This window comes from Marmoricola sp. URHA0025 HA25 (genome assembly GCF_054059435.1).
Map to the genome: position 1 here is coordinate 1,144,096 of NZ_JBSSCD010000001.1, position 19,465 is coordinate 1,163,560.

Genomic DNA, 19,465 nt, shown 5'->3' on the forward strand with positions numbered 1-19,465 from the left:
GGGGGCAGGGTGACCGACTGGGACGACCTGCGCGGCGCGGCCGTCGCCGCGATGCGCAAGGCCTACGCGCCGTACTCCGACTACCAGGTCGGGGCGGCCGGCCTGGTGGACGACGGCCGCACCGTCGTCGGGTGCAACGTCGAGAACGCTGCGTACGGCGTGGCGCTGTGTGCGGAGTGCGGCATGGTCTCCCAGCTGCACGTCACCGGCGGTGGCCGGCTCACCCACGTGGTGTGCGTCAACAAGCACGAAGAGGTGATCATGCCGTGCGGACGATGCCGGCAGCTGCTCTGGGAGAACGGCGGGCCAGAGCTGGTGCTGCTCACGCCGAAGGGCGAGCTGCCGATGTCCGAGGTCCTGCCGCAGGCGTTCGGGCCGGAGGACCTCGAGCATGTCGAGCACGACCTCGATTGACCTGAGCTCCCCGGAGGTCGTCGCGGATCCGTACCCGTACCTCGCCGAGGAGCGCGCCCGGCACGCCGTGGCCTGGCACGAGCCGACGCAGATGTATCTCGCCTTCGACCACGCCTCGGTGAGCGCGATCCAGCGCGACCGGCGGCTCGGCAGGCTCTGGCGCGACCGTGAGCCGGCCGGCTACCTCGAGCCGTTCAATCTGCTGCACCGCAACCAGATGATGGAGAACGAGCCGCCCGAGCACACTCGGCTCCGCCGGCCGGTCGCCGCCGCCTTCAGCCGCGGGCACGTCGAGCGGCTGCGGCCGCGCGTGCGCGAGCTGGCGGCCGAGCTGCTCGCCGAGGTCGACGACGACTTCGACCTGATCGGCCAGTACGCCGAGCCGCTCCCCGTCCTGGTCATCGCCGAGCTGCTCGGCGTCCCGGCGTCGTACGCGTCCTCGCTGCGCCGGTGGTCGCAGGCCATCGTGCGGATGTACGAGCCGGCCCCCGGCCCCGACGTGGTCGATGCCGCGGTCACCGCGGCCGGTGACTTCGCCGGTCTGGTCCGCGAGCTCGTCTCCGAGCGCAGGGCGGACCCACGCGACGACCTGATCAGCGACCTGGTCTCCACCGAGCTCTCCGAGGACGAGGTCGTGGCAGCCGTCGTGCTGCTGCTCAACGCCGGCCACGAGGCGTCGGTGAACGTCTTCGGCAACGGGCTGGTCGCGATGCTGCGTCGACGCCTCCGGCCGGCCGAGGACCTCGCTCCGACCGTCGAGGAGATGCTCCGCTTCGACTCGGCACTGCAGCTCTTCGAGCGCACCGCGACCGAGCCGGTCGAGGTGGGCGGTGTCGTCGTCGAGCCCGGGCAGAGGATCGCCGTGCTCCTGGGCTCGGCCAACCGCGACCCGGCCGTCTTCGAGGCGCCGGACGAGTTCCGGGTCGACCGGGCGCCGAACAACCACGTCGCGTTCGGTGTCGGCGTGCACTTCTGCCTGGGCGCCCCGCTGGCGCGGATGGAGCTGAACGAGTCGCTGGCCACGCTGGTCGCGACGTACCCCTCGCTGGCGCTGGCCGGTGAGCCCGAGAGCCGCGGCACCTTCGTGCTCCGCGGCCACAAGAGTGTGCCGGTGAGCAGGAAGGCGAAACCATGAACCAGCACGACGCCCTCGAGGTGATCGTCGCCAAGCGTGACGGCGGCGAGCTCTCCGACAGCCAGATCGACTGGGTCGTCGATGCCTACACCAACGGTGTCGTGGCCGACGAGCAGATGTCTGCGCTGGCGATGGCGATCCTGCTCAACGGCATGGGCCGGCGCGAGATCGCCCGCTGGACGGCGGCGATGATCGCCTCGGGCGAGCGGATGGACTTCTCCGGCCTGTCGCGGCCGACCGCCGACAAGCACTCGACCGGCGGGGTCGGGGACAAGATCACGCTGCCGCTGGCCCCGCTCGTCGCCGCGTGCGGCGTGGCGGTTCCCCAGCTCTCCGGCCGGGGCCTCGGGCACAGCGGCGGCACGCTCGACAAGCTGGAGTCGATCCCGGGCTGGCGGGCCTCGTTGTCCAACGAGGAGATGCTCGCCCAGCTCGAGAGCGTCGGCGCGGTCATCTGCGGCGCCGGCGCCGGGCTGGCGCCGGCGGACAAGAAGCTCTACGCGCTGCGCGACGTGACCGGCACGGTGGAGGCCATCCCGCTGATCGCGAGCTCGATCATGAGCAAGAAGATCGCGGAGGGCACCGGATCGCTGGTGCTCGACGTGAAGGTCGGCACCGGGGCGTTCATGAAGGACCTCGACCGTGGACGCGAGCTCGCCGAGACGATGGTCGCGCTCGGCACCGACGCCGGGGTGCGCACGGTGGCCCTGCTCACCGACATGTCGACGCCGCTGGGGCTGACCGCCGGCAACGCCCTCGAGGTGCGCGAGTCGGTCGAGGTGCTGGCCGGAGGCGGTCCCGCCGACGTCGTCGAGCTGACCCTGGAGCTGGCTCGCGAGATGCTGGCCGCCGCGGGTCGCGAGGACGTCGACCCGGCCGACGTGCTGGCCTCGGGCGCCGCGATGGACACCTGGCGGTCGATGATCGCGGCGCAGGGCGGTGACCCCGACGCGCCATTGCCGACGGCGACCGACCAGCACGTGGTGACGGCACCCGCCTCGGGCGTGCTGACCCGGCTGGATGCAATGGCGGTCGGCCTGGCCGCGTGGCGGCTCGGCGCCGGCCGGGCCAAGCAGGGCGACGACGTGCAGGCCGGAGCCGGGGTCGAGTGGCACGCCCGCCCGGGCGACCAGGTCACCGCGGGCCGGCCGCTGCTGACCCTGCACACCGACGAGCCGGACCGGTTCGAGCGCGCGCTGGAGTCCCTCGACGGAGGCTTCGACATCGCGCCCGCCGGCACGGCGTACACACCGACACCACTGGTCCACGCCCGCATCCGTTGAGTTGGGGAATCCTGACCGTTGAATCGAGGAATTCTTTCCGAACTGAACGGGTAGGGACCCCCAACTCGACGGTCAGGGGAGCAGCAGGACCACGGTCTCGGCGACGCAGGCCGGCTTGTCCTGGCCCTCGATCTCGATGACGTAGCGCAGGGTGAGCTGCTTGCCGGCCGCGAGATCGGTGACCTCGCCGACGGTGACCCGGGCGCGGACCCGCGAGCCGACCCGCACGGGGTTGGGGAAGCGGACCTTGTTGACGCCGTAGTTCAGCTTCGCGCCGGGGGTGTCCAGGTCGAAGACCAGAGAGCTGAGCCACGGCACCAGGGAGAGGGTGAGGTAGCCGTGGGCGATGGTGCCGCCGAACGGACCCGCCTTCGCCTTCTCCTCGTCGACGTGGATCCACTGGTGGTCGCCGGTGGCGTCGGCGAACTGGTTGACCCGGTCCTGGGTGATCTCCACCCAGTCCGTCGTCCCGATCTCCTCGCCCGCGGCGGCCTCGATCTCCTCGAAGGTGCTGAACACGCGCATCGACGACACTCCTGGGTCAGCTCGGGGGCTCTGGTTGTATGGCGGCCATGGCAGAACTTACCCGTGAGCTGATCCACCGCGTCCCGAAGGTCCTGCTCCACGACCACCTCGACGGCGGCCTGCGGCCCGCGACGATCGTCGAGCTGGCCGCGGAGGCGGGCCACGATCTGCCGGCACCCGATGCCGACTCGCTCGGCCGGTGGTTCACCGAGTCGGCCGACTCCGGGTCGCTGGAGCGCTACCTCGACACGTTCACCCACACCGTCGCCGTGATGCAGACCGCCGACAACCTCGCCCGGGTCGCCCGTGAGTGCGTCGAGGACCTCGCCGCGGACGGCGTCGTGTACGCCGAGGTGCGCTACGCCCCGGAGCAGCACCTGGAAGCCGGCCTGTCGCTCGAGGAGGTCGTCGCGGCAGTGCAGCACGGGTTCGACGAGGGTCAGGCCGCGGCAGGTGGTTCGATCGTCGTGCGCCAGCTGCTCACCGCGATGCGCCACCAGGCGCGCTCGAGGGAGATCGCCGAGCTCGCGGTCGCGCACCGCGACGACGGGGTGGTCGGCTTCGACATCGCCGGCGCCGAGGCCGGTTACCCGCCGACGCGACACCTGGACGCCTTCGAGTACCTCCAGCGCGAGAACGCGCACTTCACCATCCACGCCGGCGAGGCGTTCGGGCTGCCGTCGATCTGGGAGGCGATCCAGTGGTGCGGGGCCGACCGCCTGGGCCACGGGGTCCGGATCATCGACGACATCACCACCGGCACGGACGGGCAGCCGGTGCTCGGCAGGCTGGCGGCGTACGTCCGGGACAAGCGGATCCCGCTGGAGATGTGCCCGCACTCGAACGTCCAGACGGGCGCAGCGCCGTCGATCGCCGAGCACCCGATCGGCCTGCTGACCGAGCTGCGCTTCCGGGTCACGGTCAACACCGACAACCGGCTGATGAGCGGGACGTCGATGACCCGCGAGATGACCGCGCTCTCGGAGGCCTTCGGCTACGGTCTGGACGACCTGCAGTGGTTCACCGTCAACGCGATGAAGTCGGCGTTCCTCCGGTTCGACGAGCGGCTGCGGATCATCAACGAGGTGGTCAAGCCGGGGTACGCCGCCCTGGCCGCCGAAGGGAAGTGAGGTCGGCGTGACCGACGACTCGGGACGACGTCGCGCGCGCGATCTCGCCGACGCGCTGCAGGTCGCAGCCGTGATCGGCGCCCTGGTCGACCTCGGCCTGCCATGGTTCAGGCACTACGACAGCGAGCGCGATGCCGTCATCACCTCGTCCGGCTGGCGGGCGCTCGGCGACAGCACCGAGGGATACCCGTGGTTCGTCATCGGAGTGGTGCTGATCGGCGTCGCCGCCGTGGTCCTGGACCGGTGGTGGATGCGCCGGGCGGCGGCGTGGGTCGCGTCGCTGGTCGCGCTCGGGATGTGGTTCGGGCTCTCGAACGTCAACCGGCTCGACGACTACCACGCCTTGCCGGGCGCGTGGACGGGCATGTTGGTGGTGGCCGCGTGCGCGGTGGCCCAGTGGTCGGCCCTGCTCGCCCTACCGGGCCGGCCGGTCAGGGGCTGAGGCGACCAGTCCCTGGATCCACGTGTACGCCGCGTCCGGGTGGAGGACGACGCACCCGAGCGCTTCGGCGTGCGCCACGACCCGGCGCTGCTCCCGCAGCAGGCGCAGCCCCCGGCGCACCAGCACGCCGGGGGGCTTCCGGTGCTCGCGCAGGTCGCGGCTGAGCCGGCGGAGGAACGTCACGACCGGGTGCTGGGTCAGGCAGATGGCGGCCGCCAGAAGACCACGTTCCCGGCACTGCGCGACGACCTCCTGGGCGAAGATGCCCTCAGCCACGAAGTACGCCGACCCCGCGAGCTCCAGCCGGTGCCGGCCGGTGCGCCGGCTCTGCGAGATGTCGTACGCCGGCACGTCGACCGCACCTTCGCGGCACAGCGTCTCGATGGCCGCCAGGCTGTCGCAGAGGCGCCACGAGCCGGGGGAGTCCCAGTCGACGATCGGGGCACCGCCGGCGAGGTCGACGGTCGGCAGCGACGGGTCGTCGCCGTCCTTGTAGTAGTCGTCGAGGCTCAGCACCGGGAGCCCGAGCCGACGACACAGTCGCGTCTTGCCGGACCCTGACGGCCCGGCGATCACGATCACCCTGGAGCGGACCGGCGCTGGCACCCGGACAGTCTCACATCCGTGCGGGCGGGGACACGCGGCCAAAGCAGGGCAAAACCAGCCTTTGACGACCTACCCTGAGGGGGACAGGGAGGTTGACCGGAGTGGTCGTGCGAACCCCGCAGCGGCCCGCGATCGTGCTCGGGGCGCTGACCGCGGCCCTCGTCGTCCTGCACCTGGTGCGGCCTTCGGGCCCGCTGGGCGACACGACGTACCTGGCGGTGATCCTCGCCGCGCCCGTGGTCGCTGCCCTCGGGACGCGCTCCTCGCCCGACCGCCGACGCGTGCTGCTCCTGATCACCACCGGTCTGGCCGCCTCGGCGCTCGGGGACGTGGTCTACGACCTGTACACCTGGTCGGGGCGCGATCCGGACGTCTCGCTCGCCGACATCGCGTACTACGCCAGCTACGTCTTCCTCGCGGCGGCGATGCTCGCGATCGTGCTGAGCCAGCGCCACGATGCGCGCAGGATCAACACCGACGCCGCGGTGGATGCGCTGACCGTGGCGGTCGTCACCGTCCTCCTGCTCTGGAGCGTCGCGGTGCGCGGCATCGTCACCGACACCTCGGTCTCGATGTCCACCCGTCTGGTCCTGGGCGGCTACCCGGTGCTCGACGCGGTCCTCCTTGCCCTGGCGATCCGGATGCTGTCCGTCCGCGCGCACCGGGAGGTGCTCGGCGTGCCCTTCGCCGTGGGCATCGGCTGCTGGCTGGCCTCGGACTTCGGCTACATGCAGGCGTGGGCCTCCGGTGAGCTCCTGGCCGTCCTGGACGTGGGCTGGATGGTCGGCGGTCTGCTGATGGCGACCTCGACCTGGCGCCGCCCCGACCCGACCGCGCCGGTCGACGAGGCCCGCGCCGTCCGCACACCGCTCGGGCAGCTCGGCCTCGCCGTGCTCCCGTTGCTGGTCCCACCCGCACTGCTGCTCGCAGCCGCCGTCCGTGGCCGCGACGTCCCGGCCACCGAGGGCGTCGTCGCCGGCGTGGTGATCGTCGCGATCACCGTGCTGCGGGTCTGGCGGCTGCTCGTGGCGGAGACCGAGCTGCGCCGCGACCTCGCCGGAGCGCGTGACGACGCCCTGGCCGCCTCGCGGGCGAAGTCGACCTTCCTCGCCACGATGAGCCACGAGATCCGGACGCCGATGAACGGCGTGATCGGGCTCAACGAGCTGCTGCTCACCACGAGCCTGGATGAACGGCAGCGGCAGTACGCCGAGGGCGTGCAGACCGCCGGACAAGGGCTGCTGGGCGTCATCAACGAGATCCTCGACTTCTCCAAGATCGAGTCCGGCCACCTGGAGCTCGAGGAGATCGACTTCGACCTCGTCGAGCTGGTCGAGAGCGTCGCCGAGATCGTCGGCGAACCCGCGATGGCGAAGGGGCTCGAGCTGCTGGCGTACTGCTCACCGGAGCTGCCGAGCGGGCTGCGCGGAGACCCGCACCGGATCCGCCAGGTGCTCCTCAACCTCGCCGGCAACGCAGTGAAGTTCACGGCCCAGGGGGAGGTGATCGTCCGGGTCGGACTCGACGACCGCGTCGACGACCGGTACGTGGTCCGCTTCGAGGTCACCGACACCGGGATCGGGCTGGCGCCGCAGGACCGCGACCGGCTGTTCGAACCCTTCTCCCAGGCCGACTCCTCGACCACTCGCGAGTACGGCGGCACCGGGCTCGGTCTGTCGATCAGCCGTCAGCTCGTCGATGCCATGGGCGGACAGCTGGCCGTGCAGAGCTCCCCGGGCGCCGGGAGCACCTTCTGGTTCGCGGTCCCGCTCGAGCTGAGCCACGAGGTCCCGGTGCCCACCTCATCGGCCTCGTCCTCGCTCATCGGGCTCCGCGTCCTCGTGGTCGACGACAATGCGACCAACCGCACCATCCTGCACGACCAGCTCCACCACTGGGAGATGTCCGTCGACGTCGTCGACGGCGCCGGGCCCGCGATGGAGCGACTGCGCGAGGCGTCCCTGGCCGGCCGGCCGTACGACGTCGGCCTGCTCGACCTGTGCATGCCCGACGTCGACGGGCTCGACCTCGCGAGGCGCATCCAGGCCGAACCGACGCTCGCCGGCGTACCGCTCGTGCTGATGACCTCCGGTCCGACGGTGACCGACGCCGAGGCACGTGCGGCGTCGATCTCGGCTGCCCTCACCAAGCCGGTGCTGATGTCCCGGCTCCGGCGCACCCTGGAAAGGGTCGTCGCCGACCGCGCCCCGGACGAGCCCGTCGCTGTGCCGGATCCCACGAGCGTCGGCTCTCGCGGGACAGTGCTCGTCGTCGACGACGGCGAGGTCAACCAGCTGGTCGCCGCAGGTCTGCTGACGCACCTGGGGTACACCCCGGAGATGGCCGGCGACGGCCGGCAGGCGGTCGAGCTCCTCGGCCGGCGCTCGTTCGACGCGATCCTGATGGACGTGCAGATGCCGGTGATGGACGGCTACGACGCGACCCGGGAGATCCGCCGACTCGAGGGCGGCGGCCGGCGCACGCCCATCATCGCGATGACGGCGACGGTCACCGACGGCGAGCGGGAACGCTGCCTGGCAGCGGGCATGGACGACTACCTGGCGAAGCCGATCGAGAAGAAGGTCGTGCTGGCGATGCTGGAGCGGTGGGTCCCGGCGGTCTGATCCGTCAGATCCCCATCGGGTGCCAGACCGTCTTGGTCTCCAGGAAGCGGGTCATCCGGTCCAGTGGTGGCGGGGCGAGCAGGTCCTCGAGGCCGGGACGACGTACCCGCTTGAGGTTGTCGGCGGCCGACTCCTCGAGCGAGCGGGCCAGCTCGGCGTCCGCCACGCCGGTCAGGTCCAGGCCGTTGACGTCCATGTGCGAGGCGAGCCAGGGCGCGATCTCGGCGACCGAGCCGGTGAGCACGTTGACGACCCCTCCCGGCAGGTCGCTGGTGGCCATCACCTCGCCCAGCGTGATCGCGGTGAGCGGGTGCGGCTCGCTGGCGACCACCACGCACGTGTTGCCGGTGACGATCACCGGCGCGACCACGCTGACCAGCCCGAGCAGCGGGCCGGACGGCGCGACGATCGCCACGACGCCGGTCGGCTCGGGGGCCGAGTGGTTGAAGTAGGGCCCGGCCACGGAGTTGGCGCTGCCGGTGACCTGGGCGATCTTGTCGGCCCAGCCGGCGTACCACACGAGCCGGTCCACCGCCGCGTCGACGTACGCGCGGGCCTTGCCGACCGCGAGCCCCTCCGCGCTCCGCAGCTCGGCCTCGAACTGGTCGCGCCGGCCCTCGAGCACCTCGGCGATGCGGTAGACCACCTGCCCGCGGTTGTACGCCGTGCGGCCGGACCAGCCTGCGAAGGCGGCCCTGGCCGCCTTGACGGCATCGCGGGCGTCCTTGCGCGACGCCTGCGCGGCGTTCGCCAGGAACCGGCCCTTGGCGTCGTTGACCACGTAGGAGCGACCGGACTCCGAGCGCGGGAAGTCGCCGCCGATGTAGAGCTTGTAGGTCTTCCGGACGTCCAGGCGCGCGTTCATCGCAGGTAGCCTTCCAGCCCGTGGCGGCCGCCCTCGCGGCCGTAGCCCGACTCCTTGTAGCCGCCGAACGGGCTGGCCGGGTCGAACTTGTTGAACGTGTTGGACCAGACGACGCCGGCCCGCAGCCGCGACGCCATCCAGAGGATCCGCGACCCCTTGTCGCTCCACACGCCGGCGGAGAGCCCGAACGGGGTGTTGTTGGCCTTCTCGACCGCCTCCTTCGGGGTGCGGAAGGTGATCACGCTGAGCACGGGTCCGAAGATCTCCTCACGCGCGATCCGGTGGGCCTGGCTGACGCCGGTGAAGATCGTCGGCGGGAACCAGAAGCCGTGGCTCGGCAGCTCGCACTCCGGCGACCAGCGGCCGGCGCCCTCGGCCTCGCCGATGTCGGAGAGCTCGCGGATCTTGGCAAGCTGCTCGGCGGAGTTGATCGCGCCGACGTCGGTGTTCTTGTCCAGCGGGTCACCGACCCGCAGCGTGCCCATCCGGCGCTTGAGCCGGGCGAGCACGTCCTCTGCGACGGACTCCTGCACGAGCAGCCGCGAGCCGGCGCAGCAGACGTGGCCCTGGTTGAAGAAGATCCCGTTGACGATCCCCTCGACCGCCTGGTCGACCGGTGCGTCGTCGAAGACGATGTTGGCGGCCTTGCCGCCGAGCTCGAGGGTCACCTTCTTCTCGGTGCCCGCGACGGCCTTCGCGATCGCCCGGCCCACGTCGGTGGAGCCGGTGAACGCGACCTTGTCGACGTCGGGGTGCGAGACGATCAGGCGACCGGTCTCACCGGCGCCGGTGACGATGTTCACGACCCCGGCCGGCAGGTCGGCCTGCTGGCAGACCTCGGCGAACAGCAGCGCCGTCAGCGGCGTCGTCTCGGCCGGCTTCAGCACGACGGTGTTGCCGCACGCGAGTGCCGGCGCGATCTTCCACGCGAGCATCAGCAGCGGGAAGTTCCACGGGATCACCTGTCCGGCGACACCGAGGGGTCGGGGATCGGCGCCGAGGCCGGCGTACTCGAGCTTGTCGGCCCAGCCCGCGTAGTAGAAGAAGTGCGCCGCAGCAAGGGGTACGTCGACGTCGCGCGACTCCTTGATCGGCTTGCCGTTGTCGATCGACTCCAGCACCGCGAACTCGCGCGACCGCTCCTGGAGGATCCGGGCGATCCGGAAGAGGTACTTGCCGCGCTCGGCACCGGACATCTTCGACCAGACCCGGGTGTAGGCGCGGCGCGCGGCCTTCACCGCAGCATCCACGTCGGCCTCGTCGGCCTCGGCGACCTCGGCCAGCACCTCCTCGGTGCTCGGGCTGATCGTCTTGAACGACCGCCCGTGACCGTCGACGAACTCGCCGTCGACGAAGAGCCCGTACGACGGCTTGATGTCGACGACGTTGCGCGCCTCGGGTGCCGGGGAGTACTCGAACTCGACAGCGTTCTTTGCGGTTGGCATCGTGATCAGTCCAGGGTGAAGTAGTCGGGGCCCGAGTAGCGGCCGGTCTGCATCTTGGTGCGCTGCATGAGCAGGTCGTTGAGCAGCGTCGAGGCGCCGAAGCGGAACCAGTCCGGGTCGAGCCAGTCGGCACCGGCCACCTCGTTGACCATCACCAGGTACTTGATCGCGTCCTTGCTGGTGCGGATGCCACCGGCCGGCTTCACGCCGATCTGCTGGCCGGTCGCCTCGCGGAAGTCGCGGACCGCCTCGAGCATCACCAGCGTCACCGGAAGGGTCGCGGCCGGCTGGATCTTGCCGGTGGAGGTCTTGATGAAGTGGCCGCCGGCCATCATCGCCAGCCACCCGGCACGGCGGACGTTGTCGTAGGTCTGGAGCTCGCCGGTCTCCAGGATGACCTTCAGGTGCGCCGACGACCCGTCGGGACGGATGCAGGCCTCGCGGACGGCGGCGATCTCGTCGTGGACCTCGAGGTAGCGACCGGCGAGGAAGGCGCCGCGGTCGATCACCATGTCGATCTCGTCGGCGCCCGCGGCGACGGCATCGACGGTGTCGGCGAGCTTCACGTCGAGTGCGGCGCGGCCGCTCGGGAAGGCGGTCGCGACCGCCGCCACGTGCACGCCGCTCGAGCCCAGGGCCTCACGGGCCACGCCGACCATGTCGCCGTACACGCACAGCGCCGCGGTGGCCGGGCACGTCGGGTCGGCCGGATCCGGTCGCATCGCCTTGGACGCGAGCCCGCGGACCTTGCCGGGGGTGTCCATGCCCTCGAGGGTGGTGAGATCGACCATCCGGATCGCCAGGTCGATCGCCTGGCGCTTGGAGTCGGTCTTGATGGACCGGGTGCCGAGTGCCGCGGCGCGTTGCTCGGCACCGACCTGGTCCACGCCCGGGAGGCCGTGGAGGAACCGCCGCAGCGATGCCTCGTTGGCGGTCTCCTGGGCGAAGCTCGCCGGTCCGGTCGTCGGCGCCGTTGCCTGCCACGTGGTCACGGCCGCCAGTCTAGGCTCAGTGTCGTGAGTGCTTCGGCGGACAGCGGCGGCGAGCGCCGGTTCACCCCGACGTCGGGCACCGGTGCGGGCTGGTTCGGCCTGGTTCTCGCCGGCCTGGTGCTGGTGGTGGTGCTCGTCGACGACCGGTCCGTGCCCACCATCCGGTTCGCGTTCGTGACCGCGATGTTCGGCCTGCTCGTCTGGTGCTACATGCTGCGGCCGCGCGTGGTGATCGGCACGAGAGAGGTCGAGCTGCGCAACGCCTTCAGCTCCTGGCACGTCCCGTTGGCGGAGGTACGCCGGGTCTCGGTCCGCGCGGTCACCCACATCCACACCGACGACGGTCGCTTCGACGGTGTCGCCGTCGGTCGGCCGGTGCGTTCGCTGCGGGGCGGACGGACCAGCACGAGGCGCGCCGTCGGCCTCACCGGTCTCGGTGCGACGTACACGATGGACCAGAACGCGAAGCCGAAGGGCCCGCAGGGCGACCTCGACGCGGACGGCGTCGCCGACTTCGTCACCGAGCAGATCCTGCTGGCCGCCGACCGGGCGCGAGCGGAGCCGGCCGACGATCGGGGCCCGCGCCGCACCTGGGCGACGTGGGAGCTGTCCGGGCTGGTGCTGCTCGCCGTGGCGGTCGTGGTGAGCTTCTTCTCCTGATCAGGTGGTCGGCTCGGCGCGGCCGATCGAGAGCCACCCGAACGGCTTCGCCGCGGCGGGGCCCGGCATGTAGAACGCCTCGAGGTCGGAGAGGTTGAATCCGGCGTCCTCGACGATCGACGGGACATCGCGGTCGAGGTGGCACCCGCCCGCCACCCTGCTCCAGCGCGGCGTCCACCGGTGCTGCCGGTCGGCGACCTCCGCGTCCGGCGAGAGACCGTGCTCGACGAAGTGCAGCGACCCGCCGGGACGCAGCACGCGTCGCATCTCCGCGAGCGCCCCTTCGAGATCCCGGGATCGTGCACATGGTGAACGCCGAGACGACCGAGTCCACGCTGGCGTCGGGGAGCGCGACGTGGGCACCGTCGAGTCCGATCCGCTCGACCGGCCGCCCGAACGCCCTGATCCGGCCGGCCGCCTTGCGCCAGGCGACGTCCGAGGGCTCGACGGCGTGCACCCGGCGTACCGACTCGGGGTAGTGCAGCAAATTGGTGCCGTTGGCGAAGCCGACCTCCAGGACGTCTCCGGACACACCGGCAAGTGCCTGGTCGCGCCACCGCCCGGTGCTGCGGTCCGAGCAGCTGATCGCGGTGAGCCGGGGCAGGAGGTGGTCGTTCCACACCCGCCCGACGACGTGGCCGCCGATCACAGCCCGGCTGCCTTCTGCACGTCACCGCGGATCGCGTCGAGCCGCCCGGCCGCGGAGATCCGGGCGGCATCGACATCCCCGGAGTCCTCGACCTGCACGACCACCTCGAGGTAACACTTCACCTTCGGCTCGGTGCCCGACGGGCGCACGATCACCCTGGCCCGGTCGGCGAGCCGGTAGCGCAGCCCGTCCGTCGGCGGCAGGTCGGCGGTGCCCTGGGAGAGGTCCTCGACGTGCTCGACCGCGAACCCGCCGAGCGAGGTCGGAGGGTGCTCGCGCAGCCGGTCCATGGTGGCGGGGATCTGCTCGAGGTCGCTGAACCGGACGCTCAGCTGGTCGGTGGCGTGCAGGCCGTGGGTCCGGGCGATGTCGTCGAGCACGTCGCGCAGGGTGCGTCCCTCCGCCTTGACGGACGCCGCGAGCTCGCAGACCAGCAGCAGCGCGGAGATCCCGTCCTTGTCCTTCACGTGCGTGGGGTCCACGCAGTAGCCGAGCGCCTCCTCGTAGCCGAACGCCAGCCCCGGGATCCGCCCGATCCACTTGAACCCGGTGAGCGTCTCCTGGTGCGGCTGCCCGGCGGCGGCCGCCATCTTGCCCAGGAGGCTCGAGGAGACGATCGACTGCGCGTAGACACCCCGCCGGCCCTGCGCCAGCAGGTGGTGGGCGAGGAGGGCCCCGACCTCGTCGCCGCGGAGCATCTGCCAGCCGTGCCCAGTGCTGGACGAGGTGGGCGGCAGACCCACCGCGCAGCGGTCGGCGTCCGGGTCGTTGGCGACCACGATGTCGGCGCCGACCTCGGTGGCCAGTGCGAGCGCCAGGTCCATCGCGCCCGGCTCCTCGGGGTTCGGGAAGGCGACGGTGGGGAAGTCGGGGTCCGGTTCGGCCTGCGCCGGTGGCTCGTGCGGCGCCGGGAAGCCGGCGAGGTCGAGCACCCGCTGGACGGTGGTGCCGCCGACGCCGTGCATCGGTGTGTAGACGATCCGCAGGTCACGTCGTGCGGCCGCGTGACCGCCGTCGACCAGCGCCGCGACGGACGCCTCGTAGCGCTCGACGATGTCCTTGCCGAGCACCTCGCCGCCGTCACCGCGCGGGATGTCGGCCAGTGCGCCGACCGCGGCGATGCAGGCGGCGATGTCGGCATCGGCGGGAGGCACGATCTGGCTGCCGTCGCCGAGGTAGACCTTGTAGCCGTTGTCCTGGGGCGGGTTGTGGCTCGCCGTCACCATCACGCCGGCCACGCAGCCGAGGTCGCCGATCGCGTAGGCGAGCAGCGGCGTCGGGAGCGGCCGCGGCATCATGTGGGCGCGCAGCCCGGCGCCGGTCATCACCTCGGCGGTGTCGCGGGCGAAGACGTCGGAGTTGTGGCGCGCGTCGTACCCGATCACGACGGAGCCGGAGTCAACGCTCTGGCGCAGGTACGCCGCGAGGCCCGCCGCGGCGCGGAGCACGACGACCCGGTTCATCCGCCGCGGGCCGGCTCCCAGCGCGCCCCGGAGGCCGGCGGTGCCGAACTCCAGGGTGCCGTCGAACCGGTCCTCGAGCTCGGCCGTGTCCCCGGCCGCGATCAGCCGCTCGAGCTCGGCCACGGTCACCGGATCGGGGTCCTCGGCCGCCCAGGCCCGGGCTCGCGAGAGTAGGTCGTCGTTCATGTCGTGAACGCTATGCCACGCGGCCACCGCCTGCCCGTCATGATGGAGCGGTGGGAACGCGCAGGCCGACCGAGTACGTCTTCAAGGAGGTCTGGGAGACGCCGGCGCCGCCCGACCGCGTGCACGAGGTGCTGCTCGACCTGGAGCGCTACGTGGACTGGTGGCCCCAGGTCCGGGCGGTCGCCAGCCTCGGGCCGGACGACGCGCTCGTGGTGTGTCGCTCGCTGCTGCCCTACGACCTCGAGCTGGCCCTGCACGCCGAGGACCGCGACCCTGACTCGCTCCGCGTCGCCATCGACGGGCCGATCCAGGGGTTCGCGCACTGGCGGCTCGCGCCGGCACCCGGCGGCACCCGGCTCGACTTCGAGCAGCAGGTGCGTGCCGTGGCGCCGGCGTTCCGGTGGGCGTCGTACGTAGTCCGGCCACTGCTGCGCGCCAACCACTCGTGGATGATGCGCGGCGCCGAGCGCGGGCTCGCCGCCAGGTTCAGGACAGCTTCGCGTCCAGCGTGATCTCGACCGAGAGCGCCTGCGAGACCGGGCAGTTCGCCTTGGCGTCCTGGGCCAGCTCCAGGAAGGTCGCCTCGTCGATGCCGGGCACGGTGCCGACGACGGTCAGTGCCGAGCGGGTGATGCCGGTGCCCGGGACGAGCGTCACGACGGCGCTGGTCTCGAGGCGCTCCGGGGGGGTCTCGTTCTTCGCGAGGCGGGCCGAGAACGCCATCGAGAAGCACGACGAGTGCGCTGCCGCGATGAGCTCCTCGGGGCTGGTCCGGCCGTTCGCCTCCTCCGCGCGCGAGGCCCAGGTCACGTCGTAGGAACCGACGCCCGAGGTGTCGAGGGTGACGGTGCCGGATCCGGTGGCGAGGGGGCCGGTCCAGATGGTCGTTGCCTTGCGGTCAGTCATCGTGTGCACTCCATCGTGGGTTGCGTCAGGCGGGCCTCGCCAGCGTAGCCAAGCCGTCTCAGCGCAGGGTGCGCCGTCCGAAGACCGGCGGCACCTTCCGGAACGCCGCCTCGCGTGCCGCGCGCGTGTTCGCCGTCGCGAGCAGGACCAGCTGCTCGAGGCGCTCGCGCGCGAACGTCTTCCGCGGCGATGCGGTCCAGCTGCGGTCGAACAGCCGCTTCGCCGCCGCGACGGAGTCGGGGGAGCGCTGCGCGATCTGCTGCGCCAGCTCGGTGGCCGCGCCCACCGGGTCGGCGGCGAGCTCGGTGACCAGCCCCAGGTCGGCCGCCTCCTTGCCGCTGAGCATCTGCGCGGTCATCGTCAGCCGCTTGGCGGTGTCGATGCCGACGAGCTCGGCGAGCGTGCGGATCCCCGTCCTGTCCGGGATCAGCCCCCAGCGCGCCTCGAGGACCGACCACTCGGAGTCGGGCGTGGCCACCCGGAAGTCCGCGGCCAGCGCGAGCTGCAGGCCACCGCCGTAGCAGTGGCCCTCGACCGCCGCGATCACCGGCACGGGCAGCCTCCGCCAGGCCCAGCACGCCTCCTGGAAGGTGTTGGTGCCGCGCAAGGGCCGCGGCACGAACGCCTTCGCGATCCCCGCCGGGCTCTTCAACGCGGACGCGAAGTCGAGGCCGGCGCAGAAGGACGCGCCCTCGCCGCTGAGCACCACGGCGCGCAGGCTGCGGTCCTTGCGCAGCTCGCGCGCCGTGGCCACCAGCTCGTCGAGCGTCTGGAGGGTCAGGGCGTTGAGCTTGTCCGGCCGGGTCAGGCGCACGTGCGCGATGCCGTCGGTGGTCTCGTGGGCGACGTACCTCATGCCACCATGTTACCGGCCGGTAGTTCAGGCGTCGATCGAGCTCATGTCGCCGTAGCGCGCGCCCACGACCGCATCCCGCGGGACGGCCCGCTCGAGCGCGGTCAGGTCGTCCGGGCTCAGTGCGACCTCGAGCGAGGCGACGTTCTCCTCGAGGTAGCGCACGCGCTTGGTGCCGGGGATCGGCGCGACGCCGAGACCGTGCCGAGGGCCCTGGGCGAGCACCCACGCGAGCGCGAGCTGGCCCGGAGTGCAGCCCTTGTCCAGGGCCATCTCCTGGACCCGCGCGACGAGCGCCAGGTTGGCCTTGAGCGCCTCGCCCTGGAACCGCGGGAAGTACGCCGAACGCCGCGAGTCGTCCGCAGACAGCGCGTCCTCGCTCGTGATCCGCCCGGTCAGCAGGCCACGGCCGAGCGGGGAGTACGGCACCAGCCCGATGCCGAGCTCGAGGAGCGTCGGCAGGATCTCGTCCTCCAGGTCGCGGGTGAACAGCGAGTACTCGGTCTGCAGCGCGGTGATCGGGTGCACGGCGTGCGCCTTGCGGATGTTGGCCGCGGACGCTTCCGACAGTCCGAGGTGGCGCACCTTGCCGGCCTGCACGAGCTCCGCCATGGCCCCGACCGTCTCCTCGATCGGCACCGACTTGTCCACGCGGTGCTGGTAGTACAGGTCGATGTGGTCGACGCCGAGCCGCTCGAGCGAGGCGTCGCAGGCCGCGTGGACGTACTCGGGCCGGCCGTTGATGCCGACCCGGCTGCCGTCGGCGCGGCGCTCGTTGCCGAACTTCGTCGCGAGCTGGACCTCGTCGCGGCGACCCGCGATGGCCTTGCCGACCAGCTGCTCGTTGGTGAACGGGCCGTACATGTCCGCGGTGTCCAGGAAGGTCACGCCGAGGTCGAGGGCGCGCTGGATGGTCGCGATGCCCTCGCCCTCGTCGGGTGCTCCGTAGAACTCCGACATGCCCATGCAGCCGAGCCCGAGTGCGGAGACCTCCAGCGGTGCGGCGGTCCCGAGCGTGCGATGTGTGGTGGAGGAATCAGTCATGCGGACAAGTCTTGTGCTTCGAGCGCACTCGAAGTCAACTTCTCCGCGTAGATGCCGATCTTGCGGTCGATGGCACCCAGGTGCTCCTGCACCTCGGCCAGCTGGGCGAGCACCCGCTGGCGGTGGTCCCGCAGCAGCGCGAGCCGCTCGGCCTCGTTGCCCTCGCCGGACCGGACGAGCGCGGCGTACCGGCGTACGTCGCTGATCGGCATGCCGGTGCCGCGCAGCTTGGCGATCAGGTCGATCCAGATCAGGTCGCGCTCGTCGTAGCGGCGATGTCCGCTCGCCGCCCGGTCGACCGCGCGCAGCATCAGGCCGTCGCGCTCGTAGTAGCGCAGCGTGTGCGTGGTCAGGCCGGTGTGCGCCGCGGCCTCGGCGATGGTCATGCTCATCGGTGCAGTCTGGGCTTCGAGTGCACTCGAAGTCAAACGTGCGCACGTATCTGACGAAGGGCTCGCGGCCTCTCTGGGAGGTGACCGCTCTCGGACCTGCACCCTCCTTGAAAGGCACCCCTCCCATGGTGAACCGATCGATGACCTCCGGCGGCCCCGTCCCGCGAGGCGACGTCCGCGCCCAGCTCCGCCTCGTCGGCAGCGCTCCCACGTTCACCGACGCGCCGTCCGCGCTCCTGAACCGCATGGTCGACCTCGGCCGGATCGTGCACGTCCGCCCCGGCTGGGCGATGCTCGCCGAGCTCACGGCGCCCGACAAGGCCTACGTGCTGCTCAGCGGCGAGGTCGACGTACGGCGCCGCGGCGAGCAGCTCGGCCGTTGCCGGCCCGGCGAGGTCCTCGGCGAGCTGGGCATCCTGCGCCGCCGGCTCCGGTCCGCGACCGTGGTCTCCGCGACCGACGTCGTCGCCCTGCACCTGGGGCGGGAGGCCTTCGAGCAGCTGCACGCGGAGGACGCGTACTTCCGTGCCCTGGTGGGCGAGGCCGTCCTGCGCAAGACCGCCTGACCGCCGAGTCAGATCCCCGGCACGATGGCCCCGAGCAGGGCGCCCATGCGGCTGGCCGCGGCGTTGCCGGCCTCGAGCACCTCGGCGTGGTTCAGGGGCTCGCCGCTGATCCCGGCCGCGAGGTTGGTGACCAGCGAGATCCCGAGGACCTCGAGACCGGCTTCGCGCGCCGCGATCGCCTCGAGCGTGGTGCTCATCCCGACCAGGTGGCCGCCCATCGCCCGCACCATGCCGATCTCGGCGGGGGTCTCGTAGTGCGGCCCGGGGAACTGCACGTACACGCCCTCGTCGAGCTCGGGCTCGACCTGGCGGCACAGCTCACGCAGACGGGGGCTGTAGAGGTCGGTGAGGTCGACGAAGTTCGCGCCCTCGATCGGCGACGTGGCGGTCAGGTTGATGTGGTCGCTGATCAGCACGGGGGTGCCCGGCTTCCAGGACTCCTTCAGCCCCCCGCAGCCGTTGGTGAGCACGATCGCCCGGCAGCCGGCCGCTGCGGCGGTGCGGACGCCGTGGACCACCGCGCGCACCCCGAGGCCCTCGTAGAAGTGGGTGCGCCCGAGGAAGACGAGCAGCTGCTTGTCACCGGCGCGCACCGAGCGGATCCGGCCGGCGTGGCCGACGACCGCCGGCGCAGCGAAGCCGGGCAGGTCCGTCGTGCTGATCTCCGCGGTGGCCTCCCCGAGCGCGTCGACTGCGGGGAGCCAGCCGGACCCCATCACGAGGGCGACGTCGTGCCGGCGGACACCGGTCAGGTCGGCGAGGGCGGTGGCAGCCTCGGTGGCTGCGTCGGCAGGGTTGCTCACCGCAGGGACTCTAGCCGCCGAACGTGCTCCTGCAGGGCCGCTGGCGCAGCGCGGAGACGTAGTCGGCGGGCGCGTCCGCGGCGTCGGCCGCGTCGGCGAGCACGCCCAGGTACGTCGCCGAGGGCAGCCCTCCCTCGAACGCGTCGAGCACGTAGATCCAGGCGACGCACTCGTCGGTCATGGTCGAGACGCGGACCTTGGCCTTGCGGTAGAGCCCCGTGTCGGCGGACTCCCAGCTGTCCAGGGCGCTCGCGTCCTCCTCGGTGACGTCGTAGATCGCGACGAAGACCTGCTCGAAGGGGTCCTGGACGACCGTGGCGAGCGCGCCGTCCCAGCCGTGGTCCTCGCCGCCGAAGGTGAGCCGCCAGCCCTGCAGCCAGCCGGTGTCGCGCAAGGGGGAGTGCGGGCACCGCTCGCTCATCCGGGCCGGGTCCAGGTTCGTCCCGTAGGCGGCGTACAACGTCACCCGAGAAGGGTAGGAC

At 71.8% G+C, this 19,465-nt stretch carries 22 protein-coding genes and 1 pseudogene; 9 read left to right on the forward strand and 14 right to left on the reverse strand.

Going from position 1 to position 19,465, the window contains the following annotated elements:
• The first annotated feature begins 9 nt into the window (after positions 1–9).
• From ACVW00_RS05510 to ACVW00_RS05520, 3 genes are read left to right on the forward strand one after another with little or no spacing between them, the layout of a single operon-like run.
• Positions 10–414: a cytidine deaminase gene (locus ACVW00_RS05510; RefSeq protein WP_457109899.1), complete on the forward strand. Its 405-nt coding sequence runs from the start codon at positions 10–12 to the stop codon at positions 412–414.
• Positions 392–1,549, forward strand: a complete 1,158-nt coding sequence (locus ACVW00_RS05515) for a cytochrome P450 (protein ID WP_457109900.1) — start codon at positions 392–394, stop codon at positions 1,547–1,549. Before ACVW00_RS05510 ends, ACVW00_RS05515 begins: the two co-directional genes overlap by 23 nt.
• The gene (locus ACVW00_RS05520) at positions 1,546–2,832 is read left to right on the forward strand and encodes a thymidine phosphorylase (RefSeq protein WP_457109901.1); all 1,287 of its coding nucleotides are present in this window, start codon (positions 1,546–1,548) and stop codon (positions 2,830–2,832) included. Before ACVW00_RS05515 ends, ACVW00_RS05520 begins: the two co-directional genes overlap by 4 nt.
• A 72-nt stretch (positions 2,833–2,904) precedes the next feature.
• Here ACVW00_RS05520 and ACVW00_RS05525 read toward each other — a convergent pair whose 3' ends face one another.
• Positions 2,905–3,357 carry a MaoC family dehydratase gene (locus ACVW00_RS05525; protein WP_457109902.1) on the reverse strand — a complete coding sequence of 151 codons (453 nt, stop codon included), beginning with the start codon at positions 3,355–3,357 and terminating at the stop codon, positions 2,905–2,907.
• A gap of 47 nt (positions 3,358–3,404) precedes the next feature.
• On the opposite strand from ACVW00_RS05525, the gene ACVW00_RS05530 reads away from it, so the two are divergent.
• Together ACVW00_RS05530 and ACVW00_RS05535 are read left to right on the forward strand one after the other, a co-directional pair.
• Positions 3,405–4,487, forward strand: a complete 1,083-nt coding sequence (locus tag ACVW00_RS05530) for an adenosine deaminase (RefSeq protein WP_457109903.1) — start codon at positions 3,405–3,407, stop codon at positions 4,485–4,487.
• Positions 4,488–4,494: 7 nt separating this feature from the next.
• A complete protein-coding gene (locus tag ACVW00_RS05535) occupies positions 4,495–4,929 on the forward strand; it encodes a hypothetical protein (RefSeq protein WP_457109904.1) in 435 nt (144 codons plus the stop codon).
• Here ACVW00_RS05535 and ACVW00_RS05540 read toward each other — a convergent pair.
• The gene (locus ACVW00_RS05540; protein WP_457109905.1) at positions 4,903–5,535 is read right to left on the reverse strand and encodes a uridine kinase family protein; all 633 of its coding nucleotides are present in this window, start codon (positions 5,533–5,535) and stop codon (positions 4,903–4,905) included. The genes ACVW00_RS05535 and ACVW00_RS05540 overlap by 27 nt on opposite strands.
• A 101-nt stretch (positions 5,536–5,636) precedes the next feature.
• Between ACVW00_RS05540 and ACVW00_RS05545 the strand changes: the two genes are divergently transcribed.
• Positions 5,637–8,159, forward strand: coding sequence for a response regulator (locus ACVW00_RS05545; RefSeq protein ID WP_457109906.1), 2,523 nt, complete (start codon positions 5,637–5,639; stop codon positions 8,157–8,159).
• A gap of 4 nt (positions 8,160–8,163) precedes the next feature.
• Here ACVW00_RS05545 and ACVW00_RS05550 read toward each other — a convergent pair whose 3' ends face one another.
• The 3 genes from ACVW00_RS05550 to deoC are packed head-to-tail and all read right to left on the reverse strand — an operon-like array spanning position 8,164 to position 11,461.
• Positions 8,164–9,024, reverse strand: coding sequence for an aldehyde dehydrogenase family protein (locus ACVW00_RS05550; protein ID WP_457109907.1), 861 nt, complete (start codon positions 9,022–9,024; stop codon positions 8,164–8,166).
• The gene (locus ACVW00_RS05555) at positions 9,021–10,469 is read right to left on the reverse strand and encodes an aldehyde dehydrogenase family protein (protein WP_457109908.1); all 1,449 of its coding nucleotides are present in this window, start codon (positions 10,467–10,469) and stop codon (positions 9,021–9,023) included. The genes ACVW00_RS05550 and ACVW00_RS05555 overlap by 4 nt, the downstream gene beginning before the upstream one ends.
• Positions 10,470–10,474: 5 nt before the next feature.
• The gene (gene deoC, locus ACVW00_RS05560; RefSeq protein WP_457109909.1) at positions 10,475–11,461 is read right to left on the reverse strand and encodes a deoxyribose-phosphate aldolase; all 987 of its coding nucleotides are present in this window, start codon (positions 11,459–11,461) and stop codon (positions 10,475–10,477) included.
• Positions 11,462–11,485: 24 nt separating this feature from the next.
• Between deoC and ACVW00_RS05565 the strand changes: the two genes are divergently transcribed.
• Positions 11,486–12,121 (forward strand): hypothetical protein, encoded by a 636-nt coding sequence (locus ACVW00_RS05565; RefSeq protein ID WP_457109910.1) that lies wholly within the window; start codon positions 11,486–11,488, stop codon positions 12,119–12,121.
• Here ACVW00_RS05565 and ACVW00_RS05570 read toward each other — a convergent pair whose 3' ends face one another.
• The 3 genes and pseudogenes from ACVW00_RS05570 to ACVW00_RS05580 form a co-directional block, all read right to left on the reverse strand.
• A complete protein-coding gene (locus ACVW00_RS05570) occupies positions 12,122–12,388 on the reverse strand; it encodes a hypothetical protein (protein WP_457113157.1) in 267 nt (88 codons plus the stop codon).
• Positions 12,389–12,473: 85 nt separating this feature from the next.
• A pseudogene (locus tag ACVW00_RS05575) lies at positions 12,474–12,770 on the reverse strand (SAM-dependent methyltransferase); the annotation flags it as partial.
• Entirely contained in the window at positions 12,767–14,419 is a 1,653-nt protein-coding gene (locus ACVW00_RS05580; protein ID WP_457109911.1) for a phospho-sugar mutase, read from the reverse strand. The pseudogene ACVW00_RS05575 and the gene ACVW00_RS05580, both read right to left, overlap by 4 nt.
• 50 nt (positions 14,420–14,469) lie before the next feature.
• Between ACVW00_RS05580 and ACVW00_RS05585 the strand changes: the two genes are divergently transcribed.
• Positions 14,470–14,931, forward strand: a complete 462-nt coding sequence (locus ACVW00_RS05585; protein ID WP_457109912.1) for an SRPBCC family protein — start codon at positions 14,470–14,472, stop codon at positions 14,929–14,931.
• On the opposite strand, the gene ACVW00_RS05590 is transcribed toward ACVW00_RS05585, so the two are convergent.
• Genes ACVW00_RS05590 through ACVW00_RS05605 form a run of 4 tightly spaced genes read right to left on the reverse strand, consistent with a single transcriptional unit; the run spans position 14,906 to position 17,614 of the window.
• The gene (locus ACVW00_RS05590) at positions 14,906–15,325 is read right to left on the reverse strand and encodes an OsmC family protein (RefSeq protein WP_457109913.1); all 420 of its coding nucleotides are present in this window, start codon (positions 15,323–15,325) and stop codon (positions 14,906–14,908) included. The two genes, ACVW00_RS05585 and ACVW00_RS05590, sit on opposite strands and share 26 nt — an antisense overlap.
• A gap of 58 nt (positions 15,326–15,383) precedes the next feature.
• Complete coding sequence (locus ACVW00_RS05595; RefSeq protein ID WP_457109914.1) at positions 15,384–16,181, reverse strand: crotonase/enoyl-CoA hydratase family protein; 798 nt, start codon at positions 16,179–16,181, stop codon at positions 15,384–15,386.
• 24 nt (positions 16,182–16,205) lie between these two features.
• The gene (locus tag ACVW00_RS05600) at positions 16,206–17,222 is read right to left on the reverse strand and encodes an aldo/keto reductase (protein ID WP_457109915.1); all 1,017 of its coding nucleotides are present in this window, start codon (positions 17,220–17,222) and stop codon (positions 16,206–16,208) included.
• A complete protein-coding gene (locus ACVW00_RS05605) occupies positions 17,219–17,614 on the reverse strand; it encodes a MerR family transcriptional regulator (RefSeq protein ID WP_457109916.1) in 396 nt (131 codons plus the stop codon). The genes ACVW00_RS05600 and ACVW00_RS05605 overlap by 4 nt, the downstream gene beginning before the upstream one ends.
• Positions 17,615–17,739: 125 nt before the next feature.
• Here ACVW00_RS05605 and ACVW00_RS05610 point away from each other — a divergent pair, with 125 nt between their 5' ends.
• Positions 17,740–18,180 (forward strand): cyclic nucleotide-binding domain-containing protein, encoded by a 441-nt coding sequence (locus tag ACVW00_RS05610; protein WP_457109917.1) that lies wholly within the window; start codon positions 17,740–17,742, stop codon positions 18,178–18,180.
• 8 nt (positions 18,181–18,188) lie between these two features.
• On the opposite strand, the gene ACVW00_RS05615 is transcribed toward ACVW00_RS05610, so the two are convergent.
• Together ACVW00_RS05615 and ACVW00_RS05620 are read right to left on the reverse strand one after the other, a co-directional pair.
• Positions 18,189–18,983, reverse strand: coding sequence for a purine-nucleoside phosphorylase (locus ACVW00_RS05615; protein ID WP_457109918.1), 795 nt, complete (start codon positions 18,981–18,983; stop codon positions 18,189–18,191).
• Between the two features lie 10 nt (positions 18,984–18,993).
• On the reverse strand, positions 18,994–19,449 hold the full coding sequence (locus ACVW00_RS05620; RefSeq protein WP_457109919.1) for a gamma-glutamylcyclotransferase: 456 nt from the start codon (positions 19,447–19,449) through the stop codon (positions 18,994–18,996).
• Positions 19,450–19,465 lie beyond the last annotated feature (16 nt).